The sequence below is a fragment of the Pseudomonas sp. Leaf59 genome (assembly GCF_920984685.1).
Classification (GTDB): Bacteria; Pseudomonadota; Gammaproteobacteria; order Pseudomonadales; family Pseudomonadaceae; genus Aquipseudomonas.
In genome coordinates, this window is sequence record NZ_CAKLBR010000012.1 from 111,612 (window position 1) to 131,035 (window position 19,424).

The 19,424-nt window shown below is 61.5% G+C and carries 15 protein-coding genes, 3 tRNA genes and 1 riboswitch; of the genes, 16 read left to right on the forward strand and 2 right to left on the reverse strand.

All coding sequences use genetic code 11. The features are described 5' to 3' along the window. Positions 1-6: 6 nt before the first annotated feature. From LUB09_RS14810 to astE, 8 genes are all read left to right on the forward strand, one after another. Positions 7-987, forward strand: a complete 981-nt coding sequence (locus LUB09_RS14810; protein WP_057010051.1) for a GlxA family transcriptional regulator — start codon at positions 7-9, stop codon at positions 985-987. A gap of 223 nt (positions 988-1,210) precedes the next feature. Further along, complete coding sequence (locus LUB09_RS14815; RefSeq protein ID WP_209984016.1) at positions 1,211-2,431, forward strand: aspartate aminotransferase family protein; 1,221 nt, start codon at positions 1,211-1,213, stop codon at positions 2,429-2,431. Between the two features lie 187 nt (positions 2,432-2,618). Beyond that, positions 2,619-3,638, forward strand: a complete 1,020-nt coding sequence (gene aruF / locus LUB09_RS14820; RefSeq protein WP_209984015.1) for an arginine/ornithine succinyltransferase subunit alpha — start codon at positions 2,619-2,621, stop codon at positions 3,636-3,638. 51 nt (positions 3,639-3,689) lie between these two features. After that, on the forward strand, positions 3,690-4,715 hold the full coding sequence (gene astA, locus LUB09_RS14825; protein WP_209984012.1) for an arginine N-succinyltransferase: 1,026 nt from the start codon (positions 3,690-3,692) through the stop codon (positions 4,713-4,715). After that, entirely contained in the window at positions 4,712-6,181 is a 1,470-nt protein-coding gene (gene astD / locus LUB09_RS14830) for a succinylglutamate-semialdehyde dehydrogenase (protein WP_231422928.1), read from the forward strand. The genes astA and astD overlap by 4 nt, the downstream gene beginning before the upstream one ends. A gap of 78 nt (positions 6,182-6,259) precedes the next feature. Next, positions 6,260-7,606, forward strand: a complete 1,347-nt coding sequence (gene astB, locus LUB09_RS14835; RefSeq protein WP_231422918.1) for an N-succinylarginine dihydrolase — start codon at positions 6,260-6,262, stop codon at positions 7,604-7,606. A gap of 26 nt (positions 7,607-7,632) precedes the next feature. Next, on the forward strand, positions 7,633-7,923 hold the full coding sequence (locus LUB09_RS14840; RefSeq protein WP_060757326.1) for a hypothetical protein: 291 nt from the start codon (positions 7,633-7,635) through the stop codon (positions 7,921-7,923). A gap of 11 nt (positions 7,924-7,934) precedes the next feature. Beyond that, the gene (gene astE / locus LUB09_RS14845; protein WP_231422919.1) at positions 7,935-8,945 is read left to right on the forward strand and encodes a succinylglutamate desuccinylase; all 1,011 of its coding nucleotides are present in this window, start codon (positions 7,935-7,937) and stop codon (positions 8,943-8,945) included. Here the strand turns inward: astE and LUB09_RS14850 are convergent. Further along, positions 8,938-10,434, reverse strand: a complete 1,497-nt coding sequence (locus tag LUB09_RS14850; protein ID WP_231422920.1) for a M91 family zinc metallopeptidase — start codon at positions 10,432-10,434, stop codon at positions 8,938-8,940. The two genes, astE and LUB09_RS14850, sit on opposite strands and share 8 nt — an antisense overlap. Before the next feature lie 138 nt (positions 10,435-10,572). Further along, positions 10,573-11,082: a 6,7-dimethyl-8-ribityllumazine synthase gene (locus LUB09_RS14855; protein WP_209984004.1), complete on the reverse strand. Its 510-nt coding sequence runs from the start codon at positions 11,080-11,082 to the stop codon at positions 10,573-10,575. Positions 11,083-11,196: 114 nt separating this feature from the next. After that, positions 11,197-11,366: riboswitch (FMN riboswitch) on the reverse strand. Between the two features lie 182 nt (positions 11,367-11,548). Here LUB09_RS14855 and ltaE point away from each other — a divergent pair. From ltaE to mgtE, 8 genes are all read left to right on the forward strand, one after another. Continuing rightward, a complete protein-coding gene (gene ltaE, locus LUB09_RS14860; RefSeq protein WP_231422921.1) occupies positions 11,549-12,553 on the forward strand; it encodes a low-specificity L-threonine aldolase in 1,005 nt (334 codons plus the stop codon). Positions 12,554-12,700: 147 nt separating this feature from the next. After that, positions 12,701-15,319, forward strand: a complete 2,619-nt coding sequence (gene alaS / locus LUB09_RS14865; protein WP_231422922.1) for an alanine--tRNA ligase — start codon at positions 12,701-12,703, stop codon at positions 15,317-15,319. Between the two features lie 95 nt (positions 15,320-15,414). Further along, entirely contained in the window at positions 15,415-16,656 is a 1,242-nt protein-coding gene (locus LUB09_RS14870; protein ID WP_209983998.1) for an aspartate kinase, read from the forward strand. A 174-nt stretch (positions 16,657-16,830) separates the two neighbouring features. Further along, positions 16,831-17,073: a carbon storage regulator CsrA gene (csrA, locus tag LUB09_RS14875; protein WP_231422923.1), complete on the forward strand. Its 243-nt coding sequence runs from the start codon at positions 16,831-16,833 to the stop codon at positions 17,071-17,073. Between the two features lie 62 nt (positions 17,074-17,135). After that, positions 17,136-17,226, forward strand: a tRNA-Ser gene (locus tag LUB09_RS14880). A 108-nt stretch (positions 17,227-17,334) separates the two neighbouring features. Then, positions 17,335-17,411 (forward strand) — tRNA-Arg (locus LUB09_RS14885). A 71-nt stretch (positions 17,412-17,482) separates the two neighbouring features. Next, positions 17,483-17,559: transfer RNA gene (locus LUB09_RS14890), tRNA-Arg, on the forward strand. 339 nt (positions 17,560-17,898) lie between these two features. After that, positions 17,899-19,341 carry a magnesium transporter gene (gene mgtE / locus LUB09_RS14895; protein ID WP_003233511.1) on the forward strand — a complete coding sequence of 481 codons (1,443 nt, stop codon included), beginning with the start codon at positions 17,899-17,901 and terminating at the stop codon, positions 19,339-19,341. Positions 19,342-19,424 lie beyond the last annotated feature (83 nt).

Consider the following 19,424-nt stretch of genomic DNA (forward strand, 5'->3'; position numbering starts at 1 on the left):
GCCTCAATGACCGCCCACAAAATTGGTTTTCTCATCTGGCCCAGCACCAAGGCACTGACGCTTGCGCTGGCTGAGGAGGCTTTGCGCGTTGCTCAGCGGGTGCATCCGGAGGTGATTTACGAACTGTCGTTTCTGCACGCCGAGCCGCCGATCCATGGCGCCTGGCAACTGCCGGGCGAGCCGTGGGCGGGCAAGCTCGAAGGCTTTCAGAAATTGTTTCTGCTGGCGGACGAGCCGCCCACCGTCATCGCGTCCCAGCTCAGCAGCGCGCTCAAGCAACTGGTGCGCGCCGGCTGCGTGATCGGTGGCCTGTCGGCCGGTGTGTACCCGCTGGCCCAGCTCGGCCTGCTCGACGGCTACCGTGCCGCCGTGCACTGGCGCTGGCAGGACGACTTTGCCGAGCGCTTCCCCAAGGTCATTGCCACCAGCCACCTGTTCGACTGGGACCGCGACCGGCTGACGGCCTGCGGCGGCATGTCGGTGCTCGACCTGCTGCTGGCGGTGCTGGCCCGCGACCACGGCGCCGAGCTGGCCGGTGCCGTCTCCGAAGAACTGGTGGTGGAGCGCATCCGCGAAGGCGGCGAGCGCCAGCGTATTCCGCTGCAAAACCGCCTGGGCTCCAGCCATCCGAAGCTGACCCAGGCTGTACTGCTGATGGAAGCCAATATCGAAGAACCGCTGACCACCGATGAAATCGCCCAGCACGTGTGCGTGTCGCGACGACAACTGGAACGGATCTTCAAGCAATACCTCAACCGTGTTCCCAGCCAGTATTACCTGGAATTGCGCCTGAACAAGGCGCGCCAGATGCTCATGCAAACCAGCAAGTCGATCATCCAGATCGGCCTGTCGTGCGGCTTTTCCTCGGGGCCGCACTTCTCCAGCGCCTACCGCAACTTCTTCGGCGCCACCCCCCGTGAAGACCGCAACCAGCGCCGCAGCAGCAGCCCGTTCGAGTTGTCGTCGGTGCCGTCCGAGCGCGGTTGAGGTGTGAGGCGCAAAATTCCTGCGCCACTGCCGCAAAAACCGTCTCATCCGTTTAAACTGCGCCATTGCGATGCTATATGTCGCATTGGCGTAAACCCGCGTAAAACCGGGGTTTGCGCTATAAGAAGTTGTCGCTTGGCGGCAAGGCCGCCCGGAAAACTGTCCTTACAATCCCTGCATCGTCCGCCAGTTTCAGGCGGGCGTTCCTCTTCAGGAGACTCCGATGTCCGTTGAGCAAGCCCCGGTGCAACGTGCCGATTTCGACCAGGTAATGGTGCCCAACTACGCACCCGCCGCCTTCATCCCGGTGCGTGGCCAAGGCTCGCGCGTGTGGGACCAGGCCGGTCGCGAGCTGATCGACTTTGCCGGCGGCATCGCGGTCAATGTGTTGGGCCATGCGCACCCCGCGCTGGTCGGTGCACTCACCGAACAGGCCAACCGGCTGTGGCATGTGTCCAACGTCTTCACCAATGAGCCGGCCCTGCGCCTGGCGCACAAGCTGATCGACGCCACCTTTGCCGAGCGCGTGTTCTTCTGCAACTCCGGCGCCGAAGCCAACGAGGCCGCGTTCAAGCTGGCCCGTCGCGTGGCGTTCGACCGGTTCGGCACTGAGAAGTACGAGATCATCGCCGCGCTCAACAGCTTCCACGGCCGAACCCTGTTCACCGTCAACGTCGGTGGCCAGTCCAAGTACTCCGATGGCTTCGGGCCTAAAATTACCGGCATCACCCACGTTCCTTATAACGACCTGGCCGCGTTGAAGGCCGCCGTGTCGGACAAGACCTGCGCGGTGGTGCTCGAACCGATCCAGGGCGAGGGCGGCGTATTGCCGGCCGAGCTGGCTTACCTGCAAGGCGCGCGCGAACTGTGCGATGCCAACGACGCGCTGCTGGTGTTCGACGAAGTGCAGACCGGCATGGGCCGCAGCGGCCACCTGTTCGCCTACCAGCACTACGGCGTGACGCCGGACATCCTCACCAGCGCCAAGAGCCTGGGCGGCGGTTTCCCGATTGCGGCGATGCTCACCACCGAAGCGCTGGCCAAGCACCTGGTGGTCGGCACCCACGGCACCACTTACGGCGGCAACCCGCTGGCGTGCGCGGTGGCCGAAGCGGTGATCGACGTGATCAACACCCCGCACGTGTTGGCGGGCGTGAACGCCAAGCACGAGCAGTTCAAGGCGCGCCTGCAGCAGATCGGCACGCAATACGGCATTTTCAGCGAGGTGCGCGGCCTGGGCCTGTTGATCGGTTGCGTGCTCAGCGACGCATTCAAGGGCAGGGCCAAGGACGTGTTCAACGCGGCCGAGAAAGAAAACCTGATGGTCCTGCAAGCCGGCCCGGACGTGGTGCGTTTTGCGCCGAGTCTGGTGGTGGAAGAGGCAGACATCAACGAAGGCCTGGATCGTTTTGAGCGTGCGGTAAAAACGCTGACCCAGGCCTGATAAAAATCTATCCGCCGGACCGGACCCAATGTGGGAGGGGGCTTGCTCCCGATTGCTGTCTGTCAGTTGATACATCAGAGACTGATCCACCGCTATCGGGAGCAAGCCCCCTCCCACATTGGAACTGAGTTGTACCCGGGCTTCCCGGTATTTTCCCCATGAGTTTTTCGAGTTAAGGAGTGACCCCATGCTGGTGATGCGCCCCGCGCAAATGGCTGACCTGGGCGAGGTACAGCGTCTGGCTGCGGACAGCCCGATTGGTGTCACTTCCCTGCCGGACGATGTGGAACGCCTGAGCGACAAGATCGCCGCCAGCGAAGCCTCATTCGCCGCCGAGGTGAGTTTCAACGGCGAAGAAAGCTATTTCTTCGTGCTCGAAGACACGGCCACCGGCAAGCTCGCCGGTTGCTCGGCCATCGTTGCCTCGGCCGGTTACTCCGAGCCGTTCTACAGTTTCCGTAATGAAACCTTCGTGCACGCCTCCCGCGAGCTGAAGATCCACAACAAGATCCACGTGCTTTCCCAATGCCACGACCTGACCGGCAACAGCCTGCTCACCAGTTTCTACGTGGTGCCTGAGCTGGTCGGTTCGCCGTGGTCGGAACTCAATTCCCGTGGCCGCCTGCTGTTCGTCGCCAGCCACCCCGAGCGCTTTGCCGATTCGGTGGTGACCGAGATCGTCGGTTACAGCGACGAGAACGGTGATTCGCCATTCTGGGACGCCATTGGCCGCAACTTCTTCGACCTCAATTACGCCGCCGCCGAGCGCCTGTGCGGGCTCAAAAGCCGCACGTTTCTCGCCGAACTGATGCCCCATTACCCGATCTACGTGCCGCTGTTGCCGGACGCCGCCCAGGAGGCAATGGGCCAGGTGCACCCGCGGGCGCAGATCACGTTCGACATCCTCATGCGCGAAGGCTTCGAGACCGACCATTACATCGACATCTTCGACGGCGGCCCGACCCTGCACGCACGAGTCTCGGGCATTCGCTCGATTGCCCAGAGCCGCGTGGTGCCAGTGAAGATCGGTGAGATGGTCAAGGGCGCAGGCCGCCAGTACCTGGTCAGCAACGCGCAGTTGCAGGATTACCGCGCGGTAATGCTGGAGCTGGACTACGCGCCCGGTAAACCGGTGGTCCTCGACCTGGCGGCGGCTGAAGCGTTGGGCGTGGGCGAAGGCGCGAGTGTGCGTCTGGTTGCGGTTTAAAGAGAGAGTTTCGCGGGTGGCTGACCACAGCGGCCCGTTCGAGGAGATAGCATGATCGTTCGTCCCGTACGCAGCAGCGATTTACCGGCCCTGATTGATCTGGCGCGCAGCACCGGCACCGGCCTCACCACCTTGCCGGCCAACGAGGAACGCTTGACCCATCGGGTAGGCTGGGCCGAAAAGACCTTTCGCGGTGACGCCGGGCGCGGCGATGCCGACTACCTGTTCGTGCTGGAAAACGACGAAGGCCGGGTGGTAGGCATTTCCGCCATTGCCGGTGCCGTCGGCCTGCGCGAGCCCTGGTACAACTTTCGTGTCGGCCTCACCGTCAGCGCCTCACAGGAGTTGAATATCTACCGCGAGATCCCGACGCTGTTTCTGGCCAACGACCTCACCGGCAATTCCGAATTGTGCTCGCTGTTTCTGCACGCCGATTACCGCAACGGCCTCAACGGCCGCATGCTGGCCAAGGCGCGCATGCTGTTTATCGCCGAGTTCCCGCAGTTGTTCGGCAACAAGATCATCGCCGAGATGCGCGGGGTGTCCAACGACGCCGGACGCTCGCCGTTCTGGGAAAGCCTGGGCCGCCACTTCTTCAAGATGGAATTCAGCCAGGCCGACTACCTCACCGGCGTGGGCAACAAGGCGTTCATTGCCGAACTGATGCCGAAGTTTCCGCTGTACAGCTGCTTTCTTTCCGAAGACGCGCGCAACGTGATTGGCAAGGTGCACCCCGATACCGAACCGGCGTTGAGCATGCTCAAGAGCGAGGGTTTCAGTTATCAGGGCTACGTGGATATTTTCGACGCCGGCCCGGCAGTGGAATGTGAAACCGCCAGGATCCGTGCGGTGCGCGACAGTCAGGCGCTGGTGCTGGCCATCGGCACGCCGGGGGACGACGCCACGCCGTTCCTGATCCATAACCGCAAGCGCGAAGACTGCCGCATCACCGCCGCGCCGGCGCGCCTGGCTGCCGGTACGCTGGTAGTCGACCCGTTGACCGCCAAGCGCCTGCAACTGGTAGTGGGTGATCAAGTGCGCGCCGTACCGTTGTCTGCTGCCCGGGAGTCGAAATAATGAATTCGCTGTATATCGCAGGAAGCTGGCTGGCTGGCCAGGGAGAGCTGTTCGAATCGCGCAACCCGGTGACCCAGCAGGTGCTGTGGGCCGGCCACGGCGCCACTGTGGAGCAGGTCGAGTCCGCCGTGCAGGCCGCGCGCAAGGCGTTCCCGGCCTGGGCCCGGCGCTCGCTGGAGGAGCGTATCAGCGTGCTCGAAGCCTTCGCGGCCACCCTGAAAAAGCGCGCCGATGAAATCGCCCGCTGCATCGGTGAAGAAACCGGCAAGCCCCTGTGGGAGTCGGCCACCGAAGTCACCAGCATGGCCAACAAGATTGCCATCTCGGTGCAAAGCTACCGTGAGCGCACCGGCGAGAAGAGCGGCCCTCTGGGCGACGCCACCGCCGTGCTGCGTCACAAACCCCACGGCGTGGTGGCGGTGTTCGGCCCGTACAACTTCCCGGGCCACTTGCCCAACGGGCATATCGTGCCGGCGTTGCTGGCGGGCAATACCGTGCTGTTCAAACCGAGCGAGCTGACCCCCAAAGTCGCCGAGCTGACCGTGCAATGCTGGATCGACGCCGGCCTGCCAGCGGGCGTGCTGAACCTGCTGCAGGGCGCACGCGAGACCGGCATCGCGCTGGCCGCCAACCCTGGCATCGACGGGTTGTTCTTCACCGGCTCCAGCCGCACCGGCAATCACCTGCACCAGCAGTTCTCCGGGCGCCCGGACAAGATCCTGGCCCTGGAAATGGGCGGCAATAACCCGCTGGTGGTCGATGAAGTGGCCGATGTGGACGCAGCGGTGTACACCATTATCCAGTCGGCATTCATCTCGGCCGGCCAGCGCTGCACCTGCGCGCGCCGCCTGCTGGTGCCGCAAGGCGCCTGGGGCGATGCCCTGCTCGCACGCCTGGTGGCGGTTTGCGCGACCCTCGAAGTGGGCGCGTTCGACCAGCAACCGGCACCGTTCATGGGCTCGGTGATTTCCCTCGCGGCGGCCAAGGCGTTGATGGACGCGCAGGAATGGATGCTGGCCAATGGCGCGGTCGCGCTGTTGGAGATGACTCAACCCCAGGACCAGGCCGCGCTGCTCACCCCGGGCATTATCGACGTGACGCACGTGAGCGAGCGCGAAGACGAAGAACTGTTCGGCCCGCTGCTGCAGGTGATTCGCTACGCCGATTTCGAGGCGGCGATTGTCGAGGCCAACAACACTCAATATGGCCTGGCCGCAGGCTTGCTGTCGGACTCCGAAGCGCGCTACCAGCAGTTCTGGCTGGAAAGCCGGGCGGGCATCGTCAACTGGAACAAGCAACTGACCGGTGCCGCCAGCACCGCGCCGTTCGGCGGGGTAGGCGCCTCGGGCAATCATCGCGCCAGTGCGTATTACGCGGCGGATTATTGCGCGTATCCGGTGGCGTCGCTGGAGACCCCGAGTCTGACGTTGCCAGCAGCACTGACCCCGGGCATCACACTGCTCTGAAAGTGTGTGTGCGCTTGTGGGAGGGGTGTGTTGAGACTTTTGAAGCCTATAAAAACAGATGTTCGTGGAGCCTCGCCGATGAAATCCTGTGAAGTCAATTTTGACGGTCTAGTGGGGCCGACCCATAACTACGGCGGCTTGTCCTTCGGCAACGTCGCGTCCCAGAGCAACAGCCAGCAGCATTCCAACCCCAGGGAAGCGGCGTTGCAGGGCCTGCAGAAAATGAAGGCGCTGATGGACATGGGCTTTGTGCAAGGCGTGCTCGCGCCCCAGGAGCGCCCCGATGTGGCCGCCTTGCGCAGCCTTGGTTTCAGCGGCAGCGACGCGCAGGTCATCGAGCAGGCCGCCAGGCAGGCGATGCCGTTGCTGGTCGCCAGTTGCTCCGCCTCGAACATGTGGGTGGCCAACGCCGCCACGGTCAGCCCGAGCGCCGATACCATTGACGGCCGCGTGCACTTCACCGCCGCCAACCTCAATTGCAAATACCACCGCAGCATCGAACACCCCACCACCAGCCGCGTGCTGGGGGCGATGTTCGCCGACGCGCAGCGCTTCGCCCATCACGCCGCCTTGCCGGCGGTGGCGCAGTTCGGCGACGAAGGCGCGGCCAACCACACGCGTTTTTGCCGCAGCTATGGCGAGGCCGGTGTGGAGTTTTTCGTGTTCGGCCGCAGCGCCTTCGACCCGCGCTACCCGGTGCCGCAGAAGTACCCGGCGCGCCAGACCCTGGAAGCGTCCCAGGCCGTCGCACGCCTGCACGGCCTGGCGGATGACGGCGTGGTCTACGCCCAGCAGAACCCGGCGGTGATCGATGCCGGTGTGTTCCACAACGATGTGATCGCGGTGGGCAATGGCGAGGTGCTGTTCTATCACGAGGATGCATTCCTCAACACCGAGCAGGTGCTCGCCGAACTGCACGGCAAGCTGGCCCGGCTGGGCGGCCATTTTCAGGCGGTGTGTGTGCCGCGCGCCGAGGTCAGCGTCGAGGACGCGGTGCGTTCCTACCTGTTCAACAGCCAGTTGCTGACCCGGCCGGACGGCTCGATGCTGCTGATCGTGCCGCAGGAATGCCGTGCCAACGAGCGCGTGTGGCGTTACCTGCAAACCCTCACCACCGCCGGGGGCGTGATCCGCGAAGTCAAGGTGTTCGACCTCAAGCAAAGCATGCAGAACGGCGGCGGCCCGGCGTGCCTGCGCTTGCGCGTGGCATTGAACGAGACCGAACTGGCGGCGGTGAACCCGGGCGTTATCCTGACCGCACCGCTGTACGAGACCCTTACTCAGTGGGTCGACAGACACTACCGCGACAGCCTGCGCGAAACCGACCTGGCTGACCCGCAATTGCTGATTGAGTGCCGGACGGCACTGGATGAACTGACGCAAATCCTTAAACTGGGCTCGGTTTATCCGTTCCAGATCAATTAATACCCATCCACGGCTGAGAGTTATTTATGACCACCGACACCCTGAAACTGATCCTTGAAGACACCGACGGCACCCAGCTGGAAACCTCCTGCACGCGCGTTGCCGTGGTCTGGCAGGGCAAGGAGATCTGGATCCAGCACGATGGCCGTGGCCAGTTGCTGATCGGTGTGGACGTGGAAGAGGGCGACGCCGAGTACGCCAACCTGCTGATGCGCCCGTTGGCCACCAACCTGATGAGCCTGCAACTGGAAATGGAACCGGCCGACGTCGACGGCGATGACGACGATCACGTCCATGGCCCAGGCTGCAACCACTAAGGAAGCTGCGTATGCTCGCCCTCGGCAAACTGCTTGAACTGACCCTCGCCGGTCGTGAACCGGCGCAAAAAATTCAACTGACTGTCGACGGCGTGCAGATGCGCTGGCTCAGCGAGGGCGCGCTCGAAGTGCGCCCGCCGCAGGCCCTGGACGCCGGCGGCGACCTGCTGCTGTCGTCAGGCATCCATGGCAACGAAACCGCGCCGATCGAACTGCTCGACCGCCTGTTGCATGGCATCGCCCGGGGCGAGATCAAACCGCGTAACCGTATTCTGTTTCTGTTCGGTAACCCCGAGGCCATGCGTCGCGGCGAGCGTTACCTGGAACTGGACGTCAACCGGCTGTTCAATGGTCGGCATGAACAAAACATCGGCCCGGAGGCCATCCGCGCCGCCGAGCTCGAGCAACTGGCCCGCAGCTTTTTCAGCCTGCCGGGCCGCTGGCGCTTGCATTACGACCTGCACACCGCCATTCGCGGTTCGAAGATCGAGCAGTTTGCGCTTTACCCGTGGAAAGAAGGTCGCCAGCATTCGCGCCGCGAACTGGCGCGCCTGAGCGCCGCCGGCATGCAAGCGGTGCTGCTGCAGAATAAAGCCTCGATCACCTTTACCGCGTTCACCTATGAGCAGCTCGATGCCGAGGCCTTTACCCTGGAGTTGGGCAAGGCGCGGCCGTTCGGGCACAACCAGGGCGTTGATGTGTCGCGTCTGGAAACGCGCCTGACACAGATCATCGAGGGCACGGAGCCTGCGGGCGAGACCCTGGACGGCCTGCAACTGTTCGCGGTCGCCCGTGAGGTCATCAAACACAGCGACGCCTTCCTGATGCATCTGCCGGCAGACGTGGAAAACTTTTCGCAGTTGGACAAAGGCCACCTGCTGGCCGAAGACGTGGCCAAGACCCGCTGGGTGATCGAGGAGGAGGGCGCGCGCATTATCTTCCCTAACCCGAAGGTGAAGAATGGCCTGCGCGCCGGGATCCTGATCGTGCCGATCTCGGAGAGCGCCGCCGCGTTCAAATAGGTGGAGATGAATATTGCTTGCGTGGCGGCATGCCCAGCTCCTCTCGGATACCGTTTTCGGTGAACGGTGTGGCGTTGGTGTGGGTGGGTGGCGTGGACGGGTCATTGTCGAAATCGAAAGCAATGGCGTCTGTCGGCAGGCCGACTGCCTGAAGTTCGTGATTGGAGATGATCGCGCGCGGTTTGTTGCCGTCTGCACCGTCAAGGCTGGCGCCCTGCAACGAAGTGCCGGTGACGACGTTATAGGCATGGCACAGTTCGTGATAGAGCAACGGGATATTGCTCATTCGATTGCCGATGAACGAAGGGTTGTAATACACAGCGCCGCCATAGGAGGGCGTGCCGGGCCTGTTGTCCTGAATGAATGCGGGAGGCGTCGAAGCAGGGCTGGGCACGAACAGGCCATTGGCCTCGTCCTGCAGTTCATAAATGTTGATGGGTGTACCGCTGCGCAGTTCGGCGGCATACAGCGCCCGGAACAGGTGCTGCCCGTTGGGCGAGTTGGCCAGCAGCTGCAAGTCATCGTTTACCCGCTGTTGAAATTCCACGCTGCCGATGACTCGTATGCCGCTGTTTTGCAGGGAGAGTGGTTGGATATCGGTCACCAGCGCTTGAGGGTGAGGGCACTCGGGTGAGGTGTCCGAGGGCGTCAAACCATGTGCGATGAACTGTCCTGCCGCTGCGAGGCCGCTGTTGGGGTTGGCGAAGACCTTGTCATCTGGTTTGAGCTGCGTGACCACGTCCAGCCCTTCGCCGGTATACAGCACGTTTGAGCGGGGGCCTGCCTGTATCAAGTCGTTGCCGGGGCCTCCTGTCAGGATGTTGTGCGCGCTCCCGCCCGTTAATTGATCGTCGCCTTCGCCGCCATTGATGAACGCCAGCCCGCTTGCGGCGATAACCTTGTCGTCTCCTGCGCCGGCGTAGACGGTCATTTCACCGTCTGCGAGGGAGAAAATCTGGTCCGCGCCGTCGCCCCCTTCGATATAGGCGGGGCCTCGGTGATTCAGGATTATATCGTTGCCAGGGCCTGCAAAAATACGCGTATAGCCGCCTCCGGCGAAGATATGATCGTCACCTTCCCCCGAGTCGACCAGTATCGGCCGCGTCACGTTCTCGGCGATGTGGATCAGGTCGTTGCCACCCTGCGTTCGAAAGACGACGAACTGGTTCAACCCGGCCACGGTAACCACAAAGTGCTCGCTATTGATCACCACCATGAGGCCGTTATCTTGAGGGCGTATATCGACGTGGATTCGGTCGTCCTCGTCGTGGGTGGTAAACACGATGTAGTCGTGAAGTTCATCGGCCAACTCTCGTTCGACGGTGACGAGAGGCGTTTGATGCAGCGTAATGAACGTCAGTGTTTTTTGAATATGGAGGTCTCTGTTGAGAGAGCGTGTGCGGCTGGCGGGCGCGCTGAGGCGGCCGTCAATGAGCCATTGAAGGTCAGCGCCACGAGGGGCAAGGGGAAGTGAAGGAACGTGAGACATGGTGACTCCGATGATGGTTGGGAAGCGCTTGTGACAAGCGTCAACGCCATTACATCGTCGGTACCGCGGTTGCTGGCTTTACTTATATAGGATGCCCAATCGCACGGGACTGCCCGTGCGATTGGGCGGCAATCGGACTCAGCTGACGCGCTTTTGCAGCTCGCTCTGATAGATCGCGCGAATCTTGTGCAGCGTATCGGCACAGGTGCGCGCCGCTTCCTGGCCCTTGTGCACGAAGTGCTCGTAGAAGAAGGTGTGGTGCTCGCTGCCGGCGTGGAAGTGGTGCGGGGTGAGGGACACCGAGAACACCGGCACTTCGGTTTCCAGCTGCACCTGCATCAGGCCACTGACCACCGATTGGGCGACGAATTCGTGACGGTAGATGCCGCCGTCCACTACCAGCGCGGCGGCGACGATGCCGGCGTAACGGCCGGTCTTGGCCAGCAGCTTGGCGTGCAGGGGCATTTCAAAGGCGCCGCCGACTTCGAAGAAATCGATGTCCGATTCCTGGTAGCCCTGGGCGATCATTTCGGCGAGGAAGCCTTTGCGGGATTGGTCGACAATATCCTTGTGCCAGCAGGCCTGGATAAACGCGACGCGCTCGCCGTGATGGTTTTTGCTTTTGCTGTCGATAGCGGTGGGTTGCATGTTCTGACTCCTGTTTAAGAAAAAAACAGGGCGTTATGAATCGAATGGGATTTCAAGGGTACGCACAGCGACGTCATGCAGGCATGAGGTCGACGCGCGGCGCTTGGGTGCCAATCCCGTTCTCTCTTCATCCGGACTATGACCGTCGGCCCCGGGATCACACCGGGTCTGCTGACCTTGCCGCCGTCCTGCGTGAGCAGTTCGAGGCGCCAAGCGCTCGCGGGCTATGCACATTGCGCGCAATTACCGCCGGTGGGGAATTACACCCCGCCCTGAGAACGTTGCCGTCAGAACCCTGACGGCGAAGGGTTTTTAACACGGTTTTTGCAAAACTGCACGATTGCCGTATCGATCACCTAGATCGGTTTGTTTGATGGATATTCGATTCCCGACCACACAGGGCTTGATATTGCGCGGCGTTGCCCGCAGTAATCGTCACTACACCCCACCGTCAGAGGCCTGCTTGATGAACGTCATAGACCTGCGCAGCGACACCGTGACCCAACCCACGCCCGGTATGCTTGATGCCATGGCCACTGCCGCCACTGGCGATGACGTCTACGGGGAAGACCCCAGCGTCAATCGCCTGGAGGCCGAGCTGGCCCGGCGCCTGGGGTTTGCCGCCGCGCTGTTCGTGCCTACCGGCACCATGAGCAACCTGCTGGCGTTGATGGCCCACTGTGAGCGCGGCGAGGAGTACATCGTCGGCCAGCAGGCGCACACCTACAAATACGAAGGCGGTGGTGCGGCGGTGCTCGGTTCGATTCAACCCCAGCCACTGGAGGCGCAGGCCGACGGTTCCCTCGATCTGGGCCAGGTGCTGGAAGCGATCAAGCCCGACGATTTTCACTTCGCGCCTACCCGCCTGCTGGCGCTGGAAAACACCATGCAGGGCAAGGTCCTGTCGCTCGATTACCTGGCCAGGGCCCGCGCGTTTACCCACGAACATGGCCTGTCCCTGCACCTGGACGGCGCGCGGCTTTATAACGCGGCGGTCAAGCTGGGCGTGGAGGCGCGGGAGATCGCCCGGCATTTCGATTCGGTGTCGGTGTGCCTGTCCAAGGGCCTGGGCGCGCCAGTGGGCTCGGTGCTGTGCGGCTCCACAGCGCTGATCGCCAAGGCGCGACGCCTGCGCAAGATGGTCGGTGGCGGCATGCGTCAGGCGGGGTCGCTGGCGGCGGCGGGGCTGTATGCGCTGGATCATCATGTGCAGCGCCTGGCCGACGACCACGCCAACGCCCAGTGGCTGGGCGAGGCGCTGCGCGATGCCGGCTACCCCGTGGAGCCGGTGCAGACCAACATGGTCTACGTGCAGATGGGTGACCGTCACCAGGCGTTCAAGGATTTTGCTGGCGAAAGGGGCATCAAATTGAGCACGGCGCCACGCCTGCGTATGGTCACGCACATGGATGTGAGCCGCACGCAGCTCGAACAGGTGGTGCGGGCATTTGTCGAGTTTTCGCGCAACTGACAGGTGCAGGCCGTCTAATTGAACGTTTCTATCGTATAAACACGCTGTACCCCCGGCAAAGGGCCGATATAATGCGGCCCTTTGCCGTCGCTCCGTCTGATGATGTTGCGCACTGGCCTTTGGCCGCAGCCTCCGTGGAAGAACCTAATGAAAAGCGCAGAAATCCGTGAAGCCTTCCTTCGCTTCTTCGAAGAGCAAGGTCACACCCGTGTCTCCTCCAGCTCCTTGATCCCAGGCAATGACCCGACCCTGCTGTTCACCAACGCGGGGATGAACCAGTTCAAGGACTGCTTCCTGGGCCAGGAAAAGCGCGCCTACACCCGCGCCACCAGCAGCCAGAAGTGCGTACGCGCCGGCGGCAAGAACAGCGACCTGGAGAATGTCGGTTACACCGCTCGCCACCACACCTTCTTCGAAATGCTGGGCAACTTCAGCTTCGGCGACTATTTCAAGAAAGATGCGATCACCTTCGCCTGGACCTTCCTCACCGGCGTGTTGAAGCTGCCCAAGGAAAAGCTCTGGGTCACCGTCTACGCGACGGACGACGAAGCCTATGACATCTGGACCCAACAGATCGGCGTGCCCGCCGAACGCATGATTCGCATCGGCGACAACAAGGGCGCGCCGTACGCGTCCGACAACTTCTGGACCATGGGCGACACCGGCCCGTGCGGCCCCTGCACCGAGATTTTCTACGATCACGGCGCCGACATCTGGGGCGGCCCGCCGGGCTCGCCGGAAGAAGACGGCGACCGTTACATCGAAATCTGGAACAACGTGTTCATGCAGTTCAACCGCACCGCCGACGGCGTGTTGCATCCGCTGCCGGCGCCGTCGGTGGACACCGGCATGGGCCTGGAGCGGATCAGTGCGGTGATGCAGCACGTTCACTCCAACTATGAAATCGACCTGTTCACCAACCTGCTGAGCGCCTCGGCGGCGGCCATTGGCTGCGCCAATGAAAGCCAGTCTTCGCTCAAGGTGGTGTCCGACCACATCCGTTCCTGCGGTTTCCTGATCGCCGACGGCGTGCTGCCCTCCAACGAGGGCCGTGGCTACGTGCTGCGCCGCATCATCCGTCGCGCTTGCCGCCACGGTAACAAGCTGGGCGCCACTGGCAGCTTTTTCTACAAGATCGTCGCCGCGCTGGTGGCCGAGATGGGCGAGGCTTTCCCTGAGCTCAAGCAGCAGCAGACCAACATCGAGCGCGTGCTCAAGGCCGAGGAGGAGCAGTTCTCCAAGACCCTGGAACACGGCCTGAAAATTCTCGAACAGGATCTGGCCGAGCTTAAAGGCACGGTCGTGCCGGGCGACGTGGTGTTCAAACTGTACGACACCTACGGCTTCCCGATGGACCTGACCGCCGACATCGCCCGTGAGCGCGAGCTGACCATCAATGAGGCCGGCTTTGAGCGTGAGATGGAGGCCCAGCGCGTGCGCGCCCGGTCCGCCAGCTCTTTTGGCCTGGATTACAACACCCTGGTCAAGGTCGACGTGCCGACCGAATTCATCGGCTACAAGGCGACCGCCGGCGCGGCCAAAATCGTTGCGATCTATAAGGACGGCAAATCCGTCGACGTGTTGAGCGAAGGCGAAGAAGCCGTCGTGGTGCTTGACCAGACGCCGTTCTACGCCGAATCCGGTGGCCAGATCGGTGACTGTGGTTTCCTCAGCTTCACGTCCGGGCGTTTTGATGTGCGTGACACCACCAAGACCGGCGGTGCGTTCCTGCATCACGGTGTGCTGGTGCTGGGCAATCTGACGGTCGGTGCACCGGTCGACACCCAGGTGGATGCGGACGTGCGCCATGCCACCGCGCTGAACCACTCGGCCACCCACTTGCTGCACGCGGCCTTGCGCCAGGTGCTGGGCGAGCATGTCCAGCAGAAGGGTTCGCTGGTCGACAGCCAGCGCCTGCGCTTCGACTTCAGCCACTTTGAAGCGATCAAGCCTGCGCAGATCAAGGCCCTTGAAGACATCGTCAACGCCGAGATTCGTCGCAACACTCCGGTCGAGACCGAAGAAACCGATATCGACACCGCCAAGGCCAAGGGCGCGATGGCGCTGTTCGGCGAGAAGTATGGCGACAGCGTGCGCGTGCTGAGCATGGGCGGCGCATTCTCGGTGGAGCTGTGCGGCGGTATCCACGCCAACCGCACCGGCGACATCGCGCTGCTGAAAATTGTCAGCGAAGGCGGTGTGGCGTCTGGTGTGCGGCGTATCGAGGCGGTCACCGGTGCTGCGGCTCTGGCCTACCTGAATGCGGCCGAAGAACAACTCAAGGAAGCGGCCAGCCTGGTCAAGGGCAGCCGCGACAACCTGATCGACAAACTGTCCGCCGTGCTCGAGCGCAACCGTGCGCTGGAGAAGCAGCTGGAACAGTTGCAGGCCAAGGCGGCCAGTGCCGCGGGTGACGATCTGTCGGCCGCTGCAGTGGACGTCAAAGGTGTGAAAGTACTGGCGGCACGTCTGGACGGTCAGGACGGCAAGGCGTTGCTGGCCCTGGTCGATCAGTTGAAGAACAAGCTCGGCCGCGCAGTGATCCTGCTCGGCGGTGTGCATGAGGATAAGGTCGTGCTGGTTGCGGGTGTAACCAAGGACCTGACTGGCCAACTCAAAGCCGGTGATTTGATGAAACAGGCCGCTGCGGCAGTGGGCGGGAAGGGCGGTGGTCGCCCGGACATGGCGCAAGGCGGTGGTGTGAACGCCGGTGCCCTGGATGCGGCCCTGGCCCTGACCGTGCCATTTGTCGAAGCAGGTATTTAAGGCGCTGTTAAACGGCCCGCGACCCGGTCGCGGGCGGTTGAGTGCTGGTTGAATTGGAAATCAGGCGCCCCTTTACGGGCTGAGGCGGCTTAGAAATGGCTTTGATCGTACAGAAATTTGGAGGCACCTCGGTCGGCTCTGTCGAAAGAATCGAGCAGGTCGCCGACAAGGTTAAGAAGTTCCGCGACGCCGGCGATGACCTGGTGGTGGTGCTGTCGGCCATGAGCGGTGAAACCAATCGCCTGATCGAACTGGCCAAGGCCATCAGTGGCGATCAGCAACCGTTGCCGCGTGAGCTGGATGTGATCGTGTCCACCGGCGAGCAGGTGACCATTGGCTTGCTGGCCATGGCGCTGAACAGGCGCGGCGTGCCAGCGGTGTCCTACACGGGCAGCCAGGTGCGCATCCTGACCGACAGCGCGCATACCAAGGCGCGCATCCTGCAGATTGATGATCAGAAAATTCGTACTGATCTGAAAGCCGGTCGCGTGGTAGTGGTAGCAGGGTTCCAGGGTGTGGATGAGCACGGCAACATCACCACCCTCGGACGTGGCGGTTCGGACACCACGGGCGTTGCGCTGGCAGCGGCTCTCAAGGCGGATGAATGCCAGATCTACACCGATGTGGACGGCGTCTACACCACCGATCCGCGTGTCGTGTCCGTGGCTCAGCGCCTGGACAAGATCACCTTCGAAGAGATGCTGGAGATGGCCAGTCTCGGTTCCAAGGTGTTGCAGATTCGTGCGGTGGAGTTTGCCGGCAAGTACAACGTTCCGCTGCGCGTATTGCACAGCTTCAAAGAGGGTCCGGGCACCCTCATTACTATTGATGAAGAGGAATCCATGGAACAGCCGATCATTTCCGGCATCGCTTTCAACCGCGATGAAGCCAAGCTGACGATCCGTGGCGTGCCGGATACTCCGGGCGTGGCGTTCAAGATCCTCGGTCCGATCAGTGGCGCAAATATTGAAGTCGACATGATCGTGCAGAATGTTTCGCACGATAACACCACCGATTTCACCTTCACCGTGCACCGCAACGAGTACGATGCGGCCGAGCGTATCCTGCAGAACACCGCGAGCGGGATTGGCGCCCGTGAAGTGGTCGGCGATACCAAAATTGCCAAGGTGTCGATCGTGGGGGTGGGCATGCGTTCCCATGCCGGTGTTGCCAGCCGCATGTTCGAGGCCCTGGCCAAGGAAAGCATCAATATCCAGATGATCTCCACCTCGGAAATCAAAGTCTCGGTGGTGATTGAAGAGAAGTACCTGGAGCTTGCGGTGCGCGCGTTGCACACCGCTTTTGAGCTCGATGCGCCGGCCCGACAGGGCGAGTAAGGCAGTGCCGGAAGGGCGCGGTATACCGCGCCTTTCCTTTTTTGTGGGGCGCGTGGTCTTTTGCGTCGGCTCGACAATACTCAGATGCAAGGTCTACCCGCTCCTGCAGCGTAGGCTGAGCGTTTTTTTTTGCAGACTGTTGTTCCAGAACTGAAGTGCGTGAGGTGAAAGGTTATGTTGATTCTGACTCGTCGTTGCGCAGAAAGCCTGATTATCGGTGATGGCGAAATCACCGTGACCGTGCTCGGCGTCAAAGGCAATCAAGTGCGTATCGGGGTTAACGCTCCGAAAGAGGTAGCGGTCCACCGGGAGGAAATCTTCCAGCGGATCAGTAAGGAAAAGGAAAAGGAGAAAGAGCAGCAGGGACGTCAGCAGCAGGACGAGGACGAGGAAAACGACGAAGAACCAAGCCATTAATTTTTATCGCTTTTTGTGTTTGCAAACGGGGATGAACGTGGTTAATATACGCCCCGTGTTGCGGAGAGCTGGCCGAGTGGCCGAAGGCGCTCCCCTGCTAAGGGAGTACACCTCAAAAGGGTGTCGGGGGTTCGAATCCCCCGTTCTCCGCCATTATTTGCTTAGTACGTTGCAGTCTGGATTTATCGGTAAGTTGTTGAAATTACTCGAAAAAATCGCTTTACATAGAGATTGAACGGCCTATAATGCGCGGCAACAAATGCACTCGTAGCTCAGCTGGATAGAGTACTCGGCTACGAACCGAGCGGTCACAGGTTCGAATCCTGTCGAGTGCACCATTTAAGAGTCAACTGCAGCAATGCGGTGACTCGGCTTCAACCAGTTGTGATCTGGTCTAAAAACACAATCTGCACTCGTAGCTCAGCTGGATAGAGTACTCGGCTACGAACCGAGCGGTCACAGGTTCGAATCCTGTCGAGTGCACCATACAAACAAAAAGCCCGCCAAGTGCGGGCTTTTTGCCGTCTGGCGTTTGTGCAGGATTTCTCCTGATCCATCACCTTGATGTGTTTTCCGCCCGGGTTGCGACGTCGCAGTTCCCGGGTGCAGCTCAGGCTCAACTTTGCCTCGCAAGCGCTTGTTCTCTCCAGTTTTTTAAGATTAAAAGCCACCGAGCGGTGTATCATTGCGCCCGTCAGCCCCGCCGGGGCTTGTGGAATACCTCCATGGACTTACCCAGTAGTAACTCAGTAACCCGCTTTACCAATCATGAATTGACTGATTGATCCTTCCGGCGTGCCCCGCTGCTGGGAGTGGAGTTCGCCTATGACCGAAGTAGAAGTTAAGAAAACACAAGACAGCCTGCAGGATCGCCTGGCTCAAGTCATCGAGCTGCTGCAGCGCCAGCGCGTGGTCGAAGACCTCACGCATCGCCAGGAAGGCCCGAATCACGACCGCGTTGAAAACCTGGTCCATCGGCAAAACCTCGTCGAGCTGCAGCGCAAGCTCGATGACCTGCACTCCGCCGACGTCGCCTATATTCTTGAAGCCTTGCCGCTGGATGATCGACTGACGCTCTGGCAGTTGGTCAAGGCTGACCGCGACGGCGACATCCTGCTCGAAGTATCCGACTCCGTACGTGAAACCCTGATCGCCGACATGGACGATCACGAGCTGCTGGCCGCCGCCAAGGAAATGGACGCCGACGAACTGGCTGACCTTGCGCCTGAGTTGCCGCGTGATGTTGTCCATGAGCTGATGGAGGCGCTGGACACCCAGCAGCGTGAGCGCGTGCGTTCAGCGCTGTCGTACGACGAGGACCAGGTCGGCGCCCTGATGGACTTCGAGATGGTCACCATTCGCGAAGACGTCAGCCTCGAGGTGGTTTTGCGCTACCTGCGCCGTCTGAAGGAGCTGCCAGGTCATACCGACAAGCTTTTCGTCGTCGACTATGAAGGCATCCTCAAGGGCGTGCTGCCGATCAAGCGCCTGCTGGTGAACGATCCGGAGAAGAAAGTTGCGGACTTGATGGCCAGTGATACCGTGAGCTTTCACCCGGACGAGGACGCGTATGACGCGGCCCAGGCCTTTGAGCGTTATGACTTGATCTCGGCGCCGGTGGTTGACAAGAACGGCAAGCTGATTGGCCGTTTGACCATCGACGAAATCGTCGATCTGATTCGTGAAGAGAGTGAAACCGAAGTCCTCAACATGGCGGGTTTGCGTGAGGAGGAAGATATTTTTGCCTCGGTCTGGCGCTCGCTGCATAACCGCTGGGCATGGCTGGCGGTTAACCTGATTACCGCGTTCATCGCCTCGCGAGTCATCGGGCTGTTTGAAGGCTCGATTGAAAAGCTCGTGGCACTGGCGGCGTTGATGCCGATTGTGGCGGGCATCGGCGGTAACTCCGGTAACCAGACCATCACCATGATCGTGCGCGCGATGGCGCTGGATCAGGTGAGTACCGCCAACTCTTCCCGCTTGCTGCGCAAGGAGCTGGCCGTCGGGCTTATCAACGGTCTGGTGTGGGGTGGGGTGATCGGTGTGGTGGCCTACTTGCTGTATGGCAGTTGGTCGCTCGGCGTGGTGATGACTGCCGCCATGACGCTCAACCTGCTGTTGGCTGCGTTCATGGGCGTGTTGATTCCGATGACCCTGGCACGCCTTGGTCGCGACCCCGCAATGGGGGCGAGTGTCATGATCACAGCCATGACGGACAGTGGAGGTTTCTTCATCTTCCTCGGCTTGGCGACCATATTCCTGTTGTAAGGTGCTCTGTGGGAGCGAGCAAGCTCGCTCCTGATGAAGAGTGGCCCCTCAAATTTCAGGCAAAAAAAAGCCAGCATTCAGCT